Source organism: Orbaceae bacterium BiB, assembly GCA_036251205.1.
In the GTDB taxonomy this organism is placed as follows: Bacteria; Pseudomonadota; Gammaproteobacteria; order Enterobacterales; family Orbaceae; genus Orbus; species Orbus mooreae.
In genome coordinates, this window is the sequence record CP133958.1 from 376,143 (window position 1) to 389,072 (window position 12,930).

The window sequence follows — 12,930 nt, forward strand, 5'->3', positions numbered from 1 at the left end:
ATATACCGTTCGCTTATTTTTTAATCGATTTATTTTTAAGAAGTGAAATTTAGGCGTGAAAAAACCCGCATGTAGCGGGTGGGTTGATCTAAAAAATTAAAAATATCATTGAAATCCTTTCAAAATAAGAGTTTTACTCATTGATCGTATATTTATTATTAGTGCCTATTAAGGAAATTTTTCGCCTCAATAGCTAATAAAATTTGCTCCTTTTCGTTGGCGGGTATGATTTTTTGTTGAACTTTGGTTTCCAAGTAAGGTGCTAATTTATCTCTTATATAAGTTGTCATCAACCATTTTCTGAACTCACCCAAAGCGCCAATTGGATATATCCAAGCAGGTATAGCGCCAGCCTTACTTTGGGGGAAAGACTGAGGATAGTAGTGAGGATGTTTTATTCTTTCTCCATAAATATCACAAAAATTATTACATTCCCAATATTTACCCCAATGAATACCGACGCTTATATCAGGTATAGAGTATGGGTCTAAATTAAATTGACTGTTAATCAATCTAACAAGCAAGTCTGCCATCTCTCTAAAAATAGAAAAATAATCTACAGGTATTTGGTCATTTAGTAATATTCTTTCTTGATACACTTGCCATGATTTAGATATTACATCTTGGGAGCTTTTAACCCCAAGTTGATCATATATCATCTTTCTTAAGGTATAAGAAGCTAATCTCCTGTAATTATCTCTAGCTATAGAATTATCAAATCTTTTAGCTTCTAAAGCATAATATTCAAGTACTGCCATACATACATAATCAGGATAGGCGTGGGTTTCTTGACCTTTGTTAGAAGTAACTCTTGTAAACAAGGTTTTTATATCATAGCCTTGCTTATATAATATGTCTGCGATGTAGTCTGTTCTGGGTTTGCCATCTTCTGGGTTCCATTTAGAAGTAAAAGCCCATAGAGCAGACGCTTCAACACCGCATAACTTTGCTAATCCATACATTGTTAAGTAAGGGGTTCCATCATTAAGTATTCCCATCACTGGCTTGTTTTGTTCGTCAACCTCCGAAACGGAAAATAAGCTACCTTGAACTTGTGATTTGTTGATATTCATAATTCATCCTTACCTTATTTAAATTATCTGTTCTATTTTCTTAAAAAACCGCCGAAGCGGTTAGCCCTTATTTCTTTTTATAGCATTTTGTAGCGGTATATATTATTCCTAATCCTAGTGCTGTAGATAAGAATCTAATTACCCCAAGACCTAAAGCCTCTAGATAGTAAGTAAAAAGTAAGAAAGCTAAACCGACGATTAAGCTTAGTGTATACATTAATTTACTCATTTCTATTCCTTATTTTTATTAACCGTACTTCCTGAGGTGCATTGATTAAAGTCCTGCGTTACCGCCTGTCCATACTACGCGACCGATTATTTTGTCATTTTCAAAGGCAAACATATTTGGGTATCTGTTTTTATCTTGGTTATCACTAATGTAAATCCAGTCTCCATCTTTATTCCTTGATATTCGTTTCATTATCAAGCCATTAAGATCGCGAGCAATAAGAAATACTTTATTTTCTACAGGTATGGTTTGGCTAGTATCAATTAGAACAGCTTGGCCGTCTTGTAAGGTAGGATACATACTTAAACCCTTAGCATATATCACATAACAGTACAAAGGGTCTATTTTCATATCTCTAAGCCACTCTTTACTAAAAGATAATCCGCCTTTAAGTTCAAAATAATCGCTATATTCACCTGTTCCACATTCTGCCGATACAGTTAATTGATCAATTATTATAGAGTTCTCTGCGGTTGGGCTTTTTAATTCTTGAGTAGGCAGTTGCACGTCGCATATCTGGCATATTTTAATCATTACGGCAAAACTTGGTACCGTCCTACCGTTTTCAAACGCTGAAAGATTGCCTTTTGTCATTGATAGTTTTTCGGATAATTGATCTTGCGTTAAACCCGCTTTTAATCTAGCCGCCTTCACCCATTGAGATATGTTAATTTCCATTTTTATTCCTTATATTGTTTATTTTCATTGTATAGCTATTTTATACATAGCGGGTATAAAAATACTTTACTTATAAGTATAGTCAAGTTATACTTGAATCATTAGGGTATTAATTAGCTAAACATGAGGGCGTATGAATAAAAAAAACACTGCAATTGGAAAAGCTATAGATTTTTTTGGGAGCCAGTCTTCTCTAGCTAAAGAATTAGATGTTACAAGGGCTAGAGTTTGGCAATGGTTTAATAATGTAAGCATGGTTAGCCCTGAAAAATCAATAGAAATCGAAGGGAAAACGAAAGGCATGGTTCGATGCGAAGAACTTCGCCCGGATATTAACTGGTCAATTTTACGCAATAAAAAAGCCACTAACGCTAATTAGTGGCATCGTGAATAACTAGAATGGAGTTAAACACATGAGTACTTTAAATGACATCAACACTAAAAGTCAATGCGAATTGATACTTAACCACTTAAAAAGCGGTAAATCAATAAACCCTCTTTATGCTCTAAATCAGTATGGATGCTTTCGTTTAGGTGCGCGTATTTATGATTTAAAACAATCCGGGTATCAAATTGATAAGCAAATGATCAAAACGGAAAACGGTAAAAAATATGCCTCATATTCATTGAGGGTTAATTGATGAACGCTGTTGAAACCTTGAAATTAATAGGTCGACCAAACGCATACTACCCAAATTTAGCAAAGCCTTTAGGCGGAGTTAATTCTGCAGTTCTATTTTCTCAATTATTTTATTGGCAAGATAAGAGCACGTCTGATTTAGGAGTATATAAAACTCGTGATGAACTTGAAGATGAAACAGGCTTAACCCATAACGAGCAAAGAACAGCTATTAAAAAATTAGTAGATAAAGGCGTTTTAATTGTGACTGAAAAGCGGTTGGAACATAAAACTTTTTACAAAATTTGTAACGAAAAAGTTAATGAAATTTTTGCTAAGTTCGCCACTTCAACTAATCAACAGCCACGAAGTGAAGAAAGTTATCACCCCGAAGTAGACAATGTAGAGTTCGGGGTGACTACAAAATCGAGTTCGTTAGATCAAGAGATTACTACAAAGACTACAGGCAATATAAATACACCTATACAAAATAATATTAATAGTGCATTTGAAGTATTTTGGTCTGCTGGTTTGCCTAAAATTAACAAGTCAAAAGCGATTAAATCTTTTGAGTCTGCTTTTAAAGTTTGGATTAAAAATAATGATGGCAGTGAAATGTCATTTGCTGAAATGCTTTTTTCTGACATTCAATTACGGATTGTTAATAATCAATTTGGATTTAATAAACTTCATCCAACGTCTTACTTGAACAATCAACGATGGGAAGATGAAATTATTAAATCTGCTACCGTTTCAAAACCAACAATGAGGGTTAACCCAAGCACTCAAAGATGGGCTGAGAATCTTGAGGAGGAGTTTTTCCAATGAAGAATATTTCTGATCTAGTGCCGGTAATTACTAAAGTTGATAGCTGTAATGATACTGATTCATCTCGTGATAAAGCCGTTAACACAGTCGATAAATTATTTGAACAATTAAAATCAGCTTTCCCTGCAATGTTTTATCAGTTGAATGATGGTTCAGAAGAAAAACTAAAACGTCAATGGGTTATTGCGTTCGTGGAGAACAAGATTAGTCCATCTATGTTAAATGCAGGTATGCGTATAGCGAGGAGACAAACCAAGCCGTTTTTGCCACCAGTAGGTCTTTTTATTGAATGGTGTGAGCAAGGTTTGATTGAACAATATGGGCTGCCATCACCAGCGGATTTAATAAATAAAGTTTTTGAATATTCGGCGGCACGTGGCTTTGATGATTTTCATGAATTCAATTTTGGTAGTGATGCCAATTATTGGCTGATCACTGATTTATATCAAGCAATGCGTGACGAAAATTTAGGGTTAAAGGCTTTAACGGAGCGAGCCTATAAATTAACTTTTGATTTGGCTAAAAAACTTATGAATGGCTACGTTATCCCATCACCGAAAAAATCATTGCCAAAAACAGTAAATAAAAAGCCTTTAACACGTGATCAGCAGCTTTCTAAGGTTAGTGAAATAAAACGTAAATTCGGGTTTAGTTATGCATCACAAAAAGCTGCTACCACACCTTAATGCAAGTAAGCATGGTTACGCCCATAGCTACATAGCAAGACAACGATCAACTAAGGATAAGGTAGAAAAACAAAAGCTACTGGCTGAGTTAAAAGGTCGACCAGATTACCAACAAATTAGAGAAATTTTAGAGGGGCTAGTTAAATGAAAAATTTAACAATGAACAACTGGCAAATCAAAAAGAAGTACGTCAATGAATTTTTAGGACTGTGTAAATTTATCATGACAGTGTCTATTGTCGCGATATTTTTTAGCCTATTGATGGAGTGATTATGGATAAGATTGAAGTAAGGCTTACTCATGAAGCCGCACAAAAAACGGCTGTTAATGCCATTTACGCTGCTCCGTTAAATAAAGATAAACCACTAGTAATGAGAATCTGTGTTGAAACTCGAAGCATGGAACAAAACCGAAAAATATGGGCGGTGATTAGTGATATTCAAAAACAAGTAATTTGGGGCGGGAAACTCCGAGATAGAGAAACTTGGAAAAACCTTATCGCATTTCAAGCACTAAAAGAGATTGCTATAGAAGAAGATAAAAAAGATTTTAACATGGAATTTTTGCCAACTCTTGATCGTCAAAACGTCCTTAGCTCATATATATCAACACGAATAATGACCAAAGATGTTTTTGCTCGTTTGATTACTGTTGCTGAGAGATTTGGAGCAGAAGAGGGTGTTAAGTTTAGTGATGAAGCAAGACAAATAATCGAATGGGGTCGACATTATGATTATGAATTAACGAAAGCTAGAGCCGTAAAGAGGGAGAAAAATGCTTAAAGGTCGGTCTGTAACAAAGGAACAAAAGAAGTTCCACGATAATTTGTGTCGTTATGTTGGTTGTCCTGCATGTTGGCTTGAAGGGCGGTTTAATGATTATGTTAGTGTTCATCACATCAACGGAAGAACCAAACCGGATGCTCATTTTTTAGTGTTGGCACTGTGCGCTAATCATCACCAACTGGGTAATGGATGCGAAGCGATACATATTAATAAAGCGCGCTTCATTAAGCAATATGGCGCTGAAATGGACTTATACAAAATGAGTATTGAAATTTTATTAGATAAAAATATCGAAATCCCTAATCGGGTTATAGCGATATTGTCGGAGATTGAATAATGATTTTAGGTGTTGATCCTGGTTGTAGTGGTGCATTGGTTATCTTAGATGAAAGAGGCTATGTTATTGATCACCTCAGAATGCCAACTATAAAAGATGGCAAGCAAACAAAAGTTAATGGCGCGGCTATATCCAGATTCTTGACAGATTATGATATTACGCACGCTTATATTGAAAAAGTTCATGCAATGCCACAACAAGGTGTTAGTTCAACATTTACTTTTGGTCATAGTGCTGGACTGATAGAAGGCATTATTCAGGGATTAAATATACCTTATACGATGATAACACCACAATCATGGAAGAAATCGAACAACTTAATTGGAACAGATAAAGATGCAGCCCGAAGCAGGGCCATCCAGTTACATCCATATTTAGATTGTTTGGATAAAAAAGGTGAAGGACAGGCTGTTGCCGATGCAATTTTAATAGCACAACATGGTGCAAACTCAAATAACTAAGTAACCTTTTTTCATATTATAGATATTAGATTAAATGGAATAAAAATGTGAGGTTGTTATGAATTTTAAAGAAAAAAAATCTTGGCAGAGTATAGCAACTGCACCGCGTAAGTCGTATTTAGGAAAGTTACAAAATATTACTCCATCACAAAAGCGCTGGATAAAATATATACTTAATATGTGGGGGGATAAAATGGGGGGAAGCTGCGTTCCTGCTCGATGTGTTTCTGTTATTGGCCGTTTAATGGTGAGAGAGGAATGGGCTGAAAATAAAGGGCAGTTAATAGTTAAAACAGTAAATGAATTTTATAAACTAGGCTACCGAGGTGATGAATTATTTAAAAAAGTACGTGAAATAATCATACCTAAATCATCATTTAGTGAATTATTGAAAAATGCGCAGGAAGACCAAGATGCAAAATTTGTTGATGCTGTTATAGCAAAAACTTTTGATGTAAATAGCCCATTAAGAATTGTTGCTAAAAAATATTATTGCGAGCGAAGAAGTATAAAAGATATAGCGGATTACTTATCAATAATTGGTGGTGTTTTAATAACAGAAAAAATGGCAAGGGATAGAGTTAAATGGTGTTTAGAGTTATTTGATGCAAAAGTATATAAAGCAATTTCTTATGAAATTAAGCGAGAAGTCAACACGTTGATAACATAATTTAAGTTTTTCGTGAAAAACATATTGATTTTAGGTCATGAATGTGTATAATCTATGTTAAGCTTGTGGAAAAAGCATCTAAAGCAGTCATGAATTATAAACCTCACTAAATTGGTGGGGTTTTTTATTTTGAGCAGGATAACTATTAACTGTATACAAACGCCCTTTAGTTATCTTGTTCAGCTTGTATTTTCTTTTAAATGAAATTATACTGTATATGTATACAGTTATTTTAAAGGGGAATATTATGCTTAAAATTGATATCTTATTATCTAAAGATGAGAAAGCTACACAAGCTATAGCCGATGCATTACAAATTCAAATAGAGAAAAAGTTATCACCTTTATACAGTGATTTATTTGTTCGCGTTAGAGTGGGTACTGGTAAAAAGTGCGATATTTCAGGTATCAAAGATAAAAATGAGCGAGCACGAATTGATGAAATGCTTGAAGACATTTTTTTTAGTGATGACTGGTTACCTGAACAGAAATTTGATGATACGGCTGAGGTTGTGATGGCTCCGAAACAGCTAGCTAAAAGACCAAATCTAAGTAGAAGATAGAATTGTATTAGCAAAACAAAGCTCATATTGAATTTTAACTTTAATTTACTATAATAATATCGCCTTTAATAAATGGCACAGTTAAGTTAAAAAGTGGTAGAAGCCTCAGTTAACCGCTGGGGCTTTTTTATGTCTATTTCTCTGGCGGTATAAATTTACTTTACAGTTTACCTTTGGGTGAATATAATCTACCTCAGGTTGATAACTTGAGTTATTAACTTATAAAGGAGATTGATTATGTCTAAAGTCAAAGTATTGCGTTGTATGCTTTTCCGTAAAAACGGATTATATATAGCTGCGTGTTTAGACCTTACTTTAGCTGCTCAAGCGAACACCCCGTTAGAAGCAAAAAATAAACTAGATTCGCAAGTTAAAGATTACTTACAGGAAGCTTTAGAGGATGAGTGCTACGCTTACGATTTGCTTAATCGAAAAGCTCCATTTTCGTGGTGGGTTCGTTACTATTCTATGTTTGCGGTGATAAAATTTATTAGTATTTTTCGTCAAAAATCAGGTAAATCACCTGAAATATTTGAACAACAAAGTAATAACTACTGTCATTAACAGGTAATGACAGATGAAAATAACCCCGTTAACTTATAAAGAGATCATTTATGCGCTAAAGGAGATGGGGTTTACTATGAGCTCGAAAACAGCAACTTCACATGAGAAGTGGATCGGGTATAGAGATGGCAGAAAGTTAGTTGTCACAGTAGATAAGCATGAGCAACCTTTTGATGTTTTTTTAATCAGTTCAATGTCATCCCAAGCAGGGATGAAGAAGAAAGAGTTTTTTGAACTATGCAAAGGGCGAAAGTTAATATCTAAGCTCAGTCATTTAATCGTTAACAAAGAACCTTAGTTTTTCGGGGTAATTCCACAGGCCGCTTAATTGCGGTTTTTTTGTATTCAAAATTTGAGTAAGTCGATAACTTTAAAACGTAAAATTCAACCCGTTATACGTAGATAACAATAATAATAAAGCTAAAAACATAGCACCAATAGAACAAAGAGAAGAAACTGAAGCTTTATCAAAAGGAATTTTTAACAAAAATTGATACAAAATAGTAATAAGAGCCCACATTGATACCAGAAGTAATACTAATGATAAATAATACATTGATGAATATTTTGGTGGAATACAGTTCCCTAATGTTCCTACAATGATGAATGCTAATAAAGAACCAAAAATAGCCCTTAAATGAAAATAACTAACACGTTGAGGTTTTTTAGATCTTATAACTAATACCACATATGTGGCAGCAATTACTATAGTAGACATTATAAATGGTAGTATATACATATAATAGCAATTCCAAATTCAATTAGACATGACATAAGTTTATTTATGCTATCAAATTTAAATCAATTTTAAAAGTTTCATAAAAATCATATCTTACTTATTAGACACGAAAAACATTACGACCGGGTAAATTTCCGCGATCACAGAATCGGCGGCAACACTAGGCACACATCTAAATCATATTGACTAAAGAGCTAGTACGCCGCCACCAATTAACTAACCGCTTCCAGTAGGAGGCATGTATGAAGACATTAAATATGGATAAATTCACATCGCCGCTATCTTACTTCTGGGGCGTTATTTGTACTTTAATCGGAGCGCTTAGTTTGAATGATATCGCTATTGTTATTGGGATAATCTTATCTATCGCTACATTTTGTATTAATTGGGCTTATAAGCGTAGGGACTTTCAGCACAAAAAAAACTTAAGAGAGCAACATTATGCGAAATATAACAAAGATAGTCACAACGACGATTTGTAGTGTTTCGGCAATTATAGGTATTGTCATAGTTGATTATTCAGATGAGATAAGAACAAGTAAGCAAGGCTTAGAAATTATCGGTAATGCTGAATCATGCAGAAATGAGCCATATTATTGTCCTGCGAATATTTTAACTGTTGGCATTGGATCAACGTCAAAAGTTGAGCAACGAGAATACTCGAACGATGAAATAGCTAGACTTTGGATCATGGATATCAAAGAAGCTGAACAGTGTGTAAATCAGTATGGCAATGGTGAAAAGTTGCCACAGTCAGTATTTGATGCAACGGTATCGATTACGTTTAACGTTGGCTGTTCAAAGATGAAAACCTCAACTATGTATCGATATCTAAACGCTGGTGAATACGTGAAAGCCTGTAATGAGCTACCACGCTGGAATAAATCGGTTGGTAAAGTATTAAATGGATTGGTAATTAGACGAGAAAAAGAGCGTGAATTATGTCTAAGTGGATTATAACTGCATTAACGGTTGCATTATTATTTGTTAGCTATTTTGCTTGGAACTGCTGGCAAGATGAAAGAAGAGCTATAGCAGAGAAAGAGCGTATTAATAGCGAATTTGCTGAATATAAGACTAATAATAAAGCAGTTAAACAACTCGAATTAAATCTGATTGAGGCTATAAATAATGCAAACAAAAATACAGATGATTTGCGTAATAATGTTGATAATGGTCTTATCGAGTTGCTCGTCAAAGTTGAATCAATCGAACGAGATAGTGCCACCACCAGCAATACTGCTGACCAAGCCTTACGACTTGCAAAGTCTGCTAGACAAGATTATTACAATCTCAGAAGCGGAATCAACTACAACAAAACCATGATTGATGGTTGGCAGAGATATTATTGTTTGGAGATAGCACCAAAGAATAATACTAAGTTTATGTGTGACTAGGTTTTTTATAAAAATAAATATACAATAAAAACACAATGAAACTATTATGATAATCACATGAATGTAGTAAAAATTAACGACAAAATAATGGGTGTGTGCCCTTATTGTCAAGAAAAAGTATCAGCAAGAGTTATTAAAAAACACATACTAAGGCGAGATAAGTGTGAATGCCCTCTTTGTCTTAAAATTATTTATGTTTGTCGTTATCCAGGTTGTCATAATTATGCTTCAGGGGGCTGTGTTTATGATGATGAACTTTGTCCTACATGTGCGAAAGATATTGCTAATTCATCGGGCTTTATAATCAAAAATACAGTAAAAGTTGCCACGGCTGCGGTTGCGGTAGTGGTGGCTACAGCTTTTGCTAAGGATAAAATGAAGTAGTAATCGAAATATGGATTATATAAATTACAATCTAAAGTTTAATAGTTTTTATCAATAATAACCGCTTAATTGCGGTTTTTTTGTTGTGTGCCGTATCACGTTATTTAATGACTCAATGGCATTTGTTGTATACACCGCTTTTCGTATTTCATCCAGGTAATTAAAAATAGGATTGATATTTACCCTCACCTGAGCTAAAGTGTTTCTATGATTGAAATAAAAATCGCATTAGCTAAAATTAACCACAATAATTAACTTAAACAAAATCAAAATGAGAAAAATAATCATAGGCGTAATCCTAGCTATTATTGTTGCGCTAATTTTGGCATTTACATTTAATTTACCAGCCAAATTATTAACAACAGAAAAATCGTATACTGAAGAGTTAACTTTGCGTGCAGAAAATGGGGATGCTGATGCGCAATATAAGCTGGCTGAATTAACACGTGATCACAAAGAATCAATTAGGTTGCTTAAACTCTCTGCTGAGGGTGGCAATGCAAGTGCGCAATATAAGTTGGCTTTTCTGTATGAGCAAGGATCTAGCGTAGAGTATAACTTACAAGAGGCAATTAGATTGTATCATCTAGCAGCAAAACAAGGTGTTACCGAGGCTAAATTGCAATTGGCGTATTGGTATCTGGCAGGTGAAGGGGTAGAACAAAATATAGATACAGCAGTGTCATATTTGAGAGAGGCTTGTGATGATGGATCTATTTTTGGCTGTGAGTCTTACAAAAGATGGAATACATCGATGTTTAAATAATAGGGTTGCATTTTACAAACCACCTTCGGGTGGTTTTTTATTATCTGCATATAAGGAATAAATATGACAAAGCCAGACTGGGAGGCTATAGAGTCAGCCTACAGGGCTGGAGTGTTATCCGTTAGAGAAATAGCCTCAAAAAACAACATAACTCATGGTGCTATAAACAAGCGAGCTAAAAGAGATGGGTGGACTCGTGACTTAAGCGCAAAGATAAAAAGCAAAGCTGATTCTTTGGTATCCAAACGTGAGGTATCCAGTCAGGTATCCACCGAAAAGACATTAAATGAACGGATACTAATTGAAGCTAACGCTGAAGTAATTGCTAATGTCAGAATGGAACATCGTGGTGATATTCGCAAAGCAAGAAACATTGTTAATAATTTATTCGATGAGCTTGAGGCTGAATGTAACGACGTTGAAGCACTACGTAATTTAGGTGCGATACTTAGAGAGCCTGACCAAAACGACCGAGATAAATTAAACGATATTTACAATGCGATTATATCAATGCCTGAGCGAGTTAAGTCAGTTAAAGCTTTGAGTGAAGCGCTTAAAAACTTAATTGGGTTAGAGCGTCAAGCTTACAACATTGATGACAAACCAAGCGGCAACTCAACAGATCAACTATCAGACTTAATGGACAAGCTATCACAGGAGGCTTAATGTTAACTCCTGAGCAAATCAAAAAGCTAAGTAATAAACTTTGGCGATTGAACAATCTTTATTACATTACGAACAAAGAAGGTAAGCAAGTTACTTTTAAGATGACATCTGAGCAGCTCGAATACTTCGAGAATATGCACACCCGTAATATCATTTTAAAAGCGAGGCAACTAGGATTTACTACCGAAGTTTGTATTATTCAACTTGACGCAGCATTATTCGAATCTGCCAAATGTGCACTAATAGCTCACACTTTAAATGATGCTAAACGATTATTCCGCGAAAAAGTGAAATATGCGTATGACAGGTTACCTAATGAAATAAAACAAGCAAATCCAGCTAGTAATGACGCAGCGTGTGAGTTAGTTTTTAGTAAAGGTGGTTCATTATACGTTTCAACTTCATTCCGAGGCGGTACACTACGTTATTTACACGTTTCAGAGTTCGGCAAGATATGTGCTAAGTTTCCCGATAAAGCTAGAGAAATTGTCACTGGTGCTTTTGAAGCGGTGTCTACGGATTGCTTCACTACGATAGAGAGTACAGCAGAAGGGAGAGCTGGTTATTTCTTCGATTATTGCAATGAAGCAGAAAAGGCCTTGATACAAAATAAACCACTATCACCGCTTGATTGGAAGTTCTTTTTCTTCTCCTGGTGGAAAAATCCACTTTATGCAATTGAACCTGTTGAAAAATTACCGGAACGATTGGTTAAATACTTTGATGATCTAGAATCAAAGCATAGCATCATCCTAACCACACAACAAAAAGCATGGTATCAAGCTAAAGAAAAAACACTTGGCGATGATATGAAGCGCGAATATCCCTCAATACCTAGTGAAGCCTTTGAACAGTCAATTGAAGGTGCTTACTACGTTAAACAATTTAGAGAGCTTTACAAGCAAGCGCGTATTGGTGAGCTTCCTGATAATTCACATCAACCAGTACATACATTCTGGGATTTAGGCGTAGGAGACTCAACGGCTATTTGGTTTATCCGTGAAGTGGGTAATGAATATCACGTTATCGATTATTACGAGAATAGCGGGGAAGGTTTACGACACTATATGAAAGCAATCAAAGAGCGAGGTTACGAATACGGCGAACATTGGGCACCACATGATATTGATAATCGAGAGTTTGCAGGTGATGGGAAAAGCAGAAAGACCTTAGCTCTGGAGGGGTACGAAATTGACGGAGAAATGTATCAAATCAAATTCCATGTCGTACCAAAATTAAGTATTGATGAAGGTATCGAATCCGTCCGTGAAATCTTACCAATGTGCGCCTTTGATGAATATAAGTGCAAAGAAGGTATTTCACATTTAGAGAGTTATCGTAAAGAGTGGGATGACAAACGCGGATGTTGGAAAGATAAACCATTACACGATAGCACATCACATGGCGCAGATGCGTTTAGGTATTTTGCCGTGGCGAGTAAACGCACAAAACCAGCCGGAGTAATTAATTTTAAGTGGACATAAAT

Annotated in this window: 22 protein-coding genes and 1 pseudogene; 18 read left to right on the top strand and 5 right to left on the bottom strand. The window is 35.2% G+C overall.

The genetic code is table 11. The annotated features are described in order from the left end of the window. Positions 1-158: 158 nt before the first annotated feature. The 3 genes from RHO11_01685 to RHO11_01695 form a co-directional block, all read right to left on the bottom strand. A complete protein-coding gene (locus RHO11_01685) occupies positions 159-1,073 on the bottom strand; it encodes a hypothetical protein (protein WVD61864.1) in 915 nt (304 codons plus the stop codon). Between the two features lie 67 nt (positions 1,074-1,140). Further along, positions 1,141-1,302 carry a hypothetical protein gene (locus RHO11_01690; protein ID WVD61865.1) on the bottom strand — a complete coding sequence of 54 codons (162 nt, stop codon included), beginning with the start codon at positions 1,300-1,302 and terminating at the stop codon, positions 1,141-1,143. Between the two features lie 45 nt (positions 1,303-1,347). Beyond that, positions 1,348-1,980 carry a helix-turn-helix domain-containing protein gene (locus RHO11_01695; GenBank protein WVD61866.1) on the bottom strand — a complete coding sequence of 211 codons (633 nt, stop codon included), beginning with the start codon at positions 1,978-1,980 and terminating at the stop codon, positions 1,348-1,350. Between the two features lie 133 nt (positions 1,981-2,113). Between RHO11_01695 and RHO11_01700 the strand changes: the two genes are divergently transcribed. The 12 genes from RHO11_01700 (at position 2,114) to RHO11_01755 (ending at position 7,790) form a co-directional block, all read left to right on the top strand. After that, complete coding sequence (locus RHO11_01700) at positions 2,114-2,359, top strand: helix-turn-helix domain-containing protein (protein WVD61867.1); 246 nt, start codon at positions 2,114-2,116, stop codon at positions 2,357-2,359. Positions 2,360-2,393: 34 nt separating this feature from the next. Beyond that, positions 2,394-2,621: a helix-turn-helix domain-containing protein gene (locus RHO11_01705; GenBank protein WVD61868.1), complete on the top strand. Its 228-nt coding sequence runs from the start codon at positions 2,394-2,396 to the stop codon at positions 2,619-2,621. Then, positions 2,621-3,427, top strand: coding sequence for a hypothetical protein (locus RHO11_01710; GenBank protein ID WVD61869.1), 807 nt, complete (start codon positions 2,621-2,623; stop codon positions 3,425-3,427). The genes RHO11_01705 and RHO11_01710 overlap by 1 nt, the downstream gene beginning before the upstream one ends. Continuing rightward, positions 3,424-4,113, top strand: a complete 690-nt coding sequence (locus RHO11_01715) for a replication protein P (GenBank protein ID WVD61870.1) — start codon at positions 3,424-3,426, stop codon at positions 4,111-4,113. The genes RHO11_01710 and RHO11_01715 overlap by 4 nt, the downstream gene beginning before the upstream one ends. Next, on the top strand, positions 4,082-4,261 hold the full coding sequence (locus tag RHO11_01720; protein WVD61871.1) for a hypothetical protein: 180 nt from the start codon (positions 4,082-4,084) through the stop codon (positions 4,259-4,261). Before RHO11_01715 ends, RHO11_01720 begins: the two co-directional genes overlap by 32 nt. A gap of 124 nt (positions 4,262-4,385) precedes the next feature. Further along, on the top strand, positions 4,386-4,895 hold the full coding sequence (locus RHO11_01725; protein WVD61872.1) for a recombination protein NinB: 510 nt from the start codon (positions 4,386-4,388) through the stop codon (positions 4,893-4,895). Beyond that, a complete protein-coding gene (locus RHO11_01730) occupies positions 4,888-5,235 on the top strand; it encodes a Ref family recombination enhancement nuclease (protein WVD61873.1) in 348 nt (115 codons plus the stop codon). Before RHO11_01725 ends, RHO11_01730 begins: the two co-directional genes overlap by 8 nt. Further along, positions 5,235-5,696, top strand: a complete 462-nt coding sequence (locus tag RHO11_01735; protein ID WVD61874.1) for a hypothetical protein — start codon at positions 5,235-5,237, stop codon at positions 5,694-5,696. Before RHO11_01730 ends, RHO11_01735 begins: the two co-directional genes overlap by 1 nt. Before the next feature lie 58 nt (positions 5,697-5,754). Continuing rightward, positions 5,755-6,366 carry a hypothetical protein gene (locus tag RHO11_01740; protein WVD61875.1) on the top strand — a complete coding sequence of 204 codons (612 nt, stop codon included), beginning with the start codon at positions 5,755-5,757 and terminating at the stop codon, positions 6,364-6,366. Between the two features lie 247 nt (positions 6,367-6,613). After that, positions 6,614-6,928: a DinI-like family protein gene (locus RHO11_01745; GenBank protein ID WVD61876.1), complete on the top strand. Its 315-nt coding sequence runs from the start codon at positions 6,614-6,616 to the stop codon at positions 6,926-6,928. A gap of 237 nt (positions 6,929-7,165) precedes the next feature. Further along, positions 7,166-7,492: a hypothetical protein gene (locus tag RHO11_01750; protein WVD61877.1), complete on the top strand. Its 327-nt coding sequence runs from the start codon at positions 7,166-7,168 to the stop codon at positions 7,490-7,492. Between the two features lie 76 nt (positions 7,493-7,568). After that, a complete protein-coding gene (locus RHO11_01755) occupies positions 7,569-7,790 on the top strand; it encodes a hypothetical protein (protein ID WVD61878.1) in 222 nt (73 codons plus the stop codon). A gap of 72 nt (positions 7,791-7,862) precedes the next feature. Here RHO11_01755 and RHO11_01760 read toward each other — a convergent pair whose 3' ends face one another. Further along, complete coding sequence (locus tag RHO11_01760; GenBank protein ID WVD61879.1) at positions 7,863-8,231, bottom strand: hypothetical protein; 369 nt, start codon at positions 8,229-8,231, stop codon at positions 7,863-7,865. Positions 8,232-8,672: 441 nt separating this feature from the next. On the opposite strand from RHO11_01760, the gene RHO11_01765 reads away from it, so the two are divergent. The 3 genes from RHO11_01765 to RHO11_01775 are packed head-to-tail and all read left to right on the top strand — an operon-like array spanning position 8,673 to position 10,012. Beyond that, the gene (locus tag RHO11_01765) at positions 8,673-9,191 is read left to right on the top strand and encodes a lysozyme (GenBank protein ID WVD61880.1); all 519 of its coding nucleotides are present in this window, start codon (positions 8,673-8,675) and stop codon (positions 9,189-9,191) included. Continuing rightward, entirely contained in the window at positions 9,173-9,628 is a 456-nt protein-coding gene (locus tag RHO11_01770; GenBank protein WVD61881.1) for a lysis system i-spanin subunit Rz, read from the top strand. The genes RHO11_01765 and RHO11_01770 overlap by 19 nt, the downstream gene beginning before the upstream one ends. A gap of 57 nt (positions 9,629-9,685) precedes the next feature. Then, complete coding sequence (locus tag RHO11_01775; GenBank protein WVD61882.1) at positions 9,686-10,012, top strand: hypothetical protein; 327 nt, start codon at positions 9,686-9,688, stop codon at positions 10,010-10,012. 66 nt (positions 10,013-10,078) lie between these two features. Here the strand turns inward: RHO11_01775 and RHO11_01780 are convergent. Continuing rightward, a pseudogene (locus tag RHO11_01780) lies at positions 10,079-10,201 on the bottom strand (transposase). Between the two features lie 82 nt (positions 10,202-10,283). Here RHO11_01780 and RHO11_01785 point away from each other — a divergent pair. The 3 genes from RHO11_01785 (at position 10,284) to RHO11_01795 (ending at position 12,928) form a co-directional block, all read left to right on the top strand. After that, positions 10,284-10,778 carry a tetratricopeptide repeat protein gene (locus RHO11_01785; protein ID WVD61883.1) on the top strand — a complete coding sequence of 165 codons (495 nt, stop codon included), beginning with the start codon at positions 10,284-10,286 and terminating at the stop codon, positions 10,776-10,778. A 63-nt stretch (positions 10,779-10,841) separates the two neighbouring features. Further along, entirely contained in the window at positions 10,842-11,444 is a 603-nt protein-coding gene (locus tag RHO11_01790) for a hypothetical protein (protein WVD61884.1), read from the top strand. A gap of 134 nt (positions 11,445-11,578) precedes the next feature. Continuing rightward, a complete protein-coding gene (locus RHO11_01795) occupies positions 11,579-12,928 on the top strand; it encodes a hypothetical protein (GenBank protein ID WVD61885.1) in 1,350 nt (449 codons plus the stop codon). The last annotated feature ends 2 nt before the right edge of the window (positions 12,929-12,930 follow it).

Excerpts from the sequence above, each read along its gene's own strand:
- RHO11_01755 (WVD61878.1), top strand. The coding sequence starts at position 7,569 with ATGAGCTCGAAAACAGCAACTTCACATGAGAAGTGGATCGGGTATAGA.
- RHO11_01700 (WVD61867.1), top strand. The coding sequence starts at position 2,114 with ATGAATAAAAAAAACACTGCAATTGGAAAAGCTATAGATTTTTTTGGG.
- RHO11_01710 (WVD61869.1), top strand. The coding sequence starts at position 2,621 with ATGAACGCTGTTGAAACCTTGAAATTAATAGGTCGACCAAACGCATAC.
- RHO11_01740 (WVD61875.1), top strand. The coding sequence starts at position 5,755 with ATGAATTTTAAAGAAAAAAAATCTTGGCAGAGTATAGCAACTGCACCG.
- RHO11_01765 (WVD61880.1), top strand. The coding sequence starts at position 8,673 with ATGCGAAATATAACAAAGATAGTCACAACGACGATTTGTAGTGTTTCG.
- RHO11_01770 (WVD61881.1), top strand. The coding sequence starts at position 9,173 with ATGTCTAAGTGGATTATAACTGCATTAACGGTTGCATTATTATTTGTT.
- RHO11_01720 (WVD61871.1), top strand. The coding sequence starts at position 4,082 with ATGCATCACAAAAAGCTGCTACCACACCTTAATGCAAGTAAGCATGGT.
- RHO11_01760 (WVD61879.1), bottom strand. The coding sequence starts at position 8,231 with ATGTATATACTACCATTTATAATGTCTACTATAGTAATTGCTGCCACA.
- RHO11_01735 (WVD61874.1), top strand. The coding sequence starts at position 5,235 with ATGATTTTAGGTGTTGATCCTGGTTGTAGTGGTGCATTGGTTATCTTA.
- RHO11_01750 (WVD61877.1), top strand. The coding sequence starts at position 7,166 with ATGTCTAAAGTCAAAGTATTGCGTTGTATGCTTTTCCGTAAAAACGGA.
- RHO11_01795 (WVD61885.1), top strand. The coding sequence starts at position 11,579 with ATGCACACCCGTAATATCATTTTAAAAGCGAGGCAACTAGGATTTACT.
- RHO11_01725 (WVD61872.1), top strand. The coding sequence starts at position 4,386 with ATGGATAAGATTGAAGTAAGGCTTACTCATGAAGCCGCACAAAAAACG.
- RHO11_01785 (WVD61883.1), top strand. The coding sequence starts at position 10,284 with ATGAGAAAAATAATCATAGGCGTAATCCTAGCTATTATTGTTGCGCTA.
- RHO11_01690 (WVD61865.1), bottom strand. The coding sequence starts at position 1,302 with ATGAGTAAATTAATGTATACACTAAGCTTAATCGTCGGTTTAGCTTTC.
- RHO11_01790 (WVD61884.1), top strand. The coding sequence starts at position 10,842 with ATGACAAAGCCAGACTGGGAGGCTATAGAGTCAGCCTACAGGGCTGGA.
- RHO11_01695 (WVD61866.1), bottom strand. The coding sequence starts at position 1,980 with ATGGAAATTAACATATCTCAATGGGTGAAGGCGGCTAGATTAAAAGCG.
- RHO11_01705 (WVD61868.1), top strand. The coding sequence starts at position 2,394 with ATGAGTACTTTAAATGACATCAACACTAAAAGTCAATGCGAATTGATA.
- RHO11_01745 (WVD61876.1), top strand. The coding sequence starts at position 6,614 with ATGCTTAAAATTGATATCTTATTATCTAAAGATGAGAAAGCTACACAA.
- RHO11_01685 (WVD61864.1), bottom strand. The coding sequence starts at position 1,073 with ATGAATATCAACAAATCACAAGTTCAAGGTAGCTTATTTTCCGTTTCG.
- RHO11_01715 (WVD61870.1), top strand. The coding sequence starts at position 3,424 with ATGAAGAATATTTCTGATCTAGTGCCGGTAATTACTAAAGTTGATAGC.
- RHO11_01775 (WVD61882.1), top strand. The coding sequence starts at position 9,686 with ATGAATGTAGTAAAAATTAACGACAAAATAATGGGTGTGTGCCCTTAT.
- RHO11_01730 (WVD61873.1), top strand. The coding sequence starts at position 4,888 with ATGCTTAAAGGTCGGTCTGTAACAAAGGAACAAAAGAAGTTCCACGAT.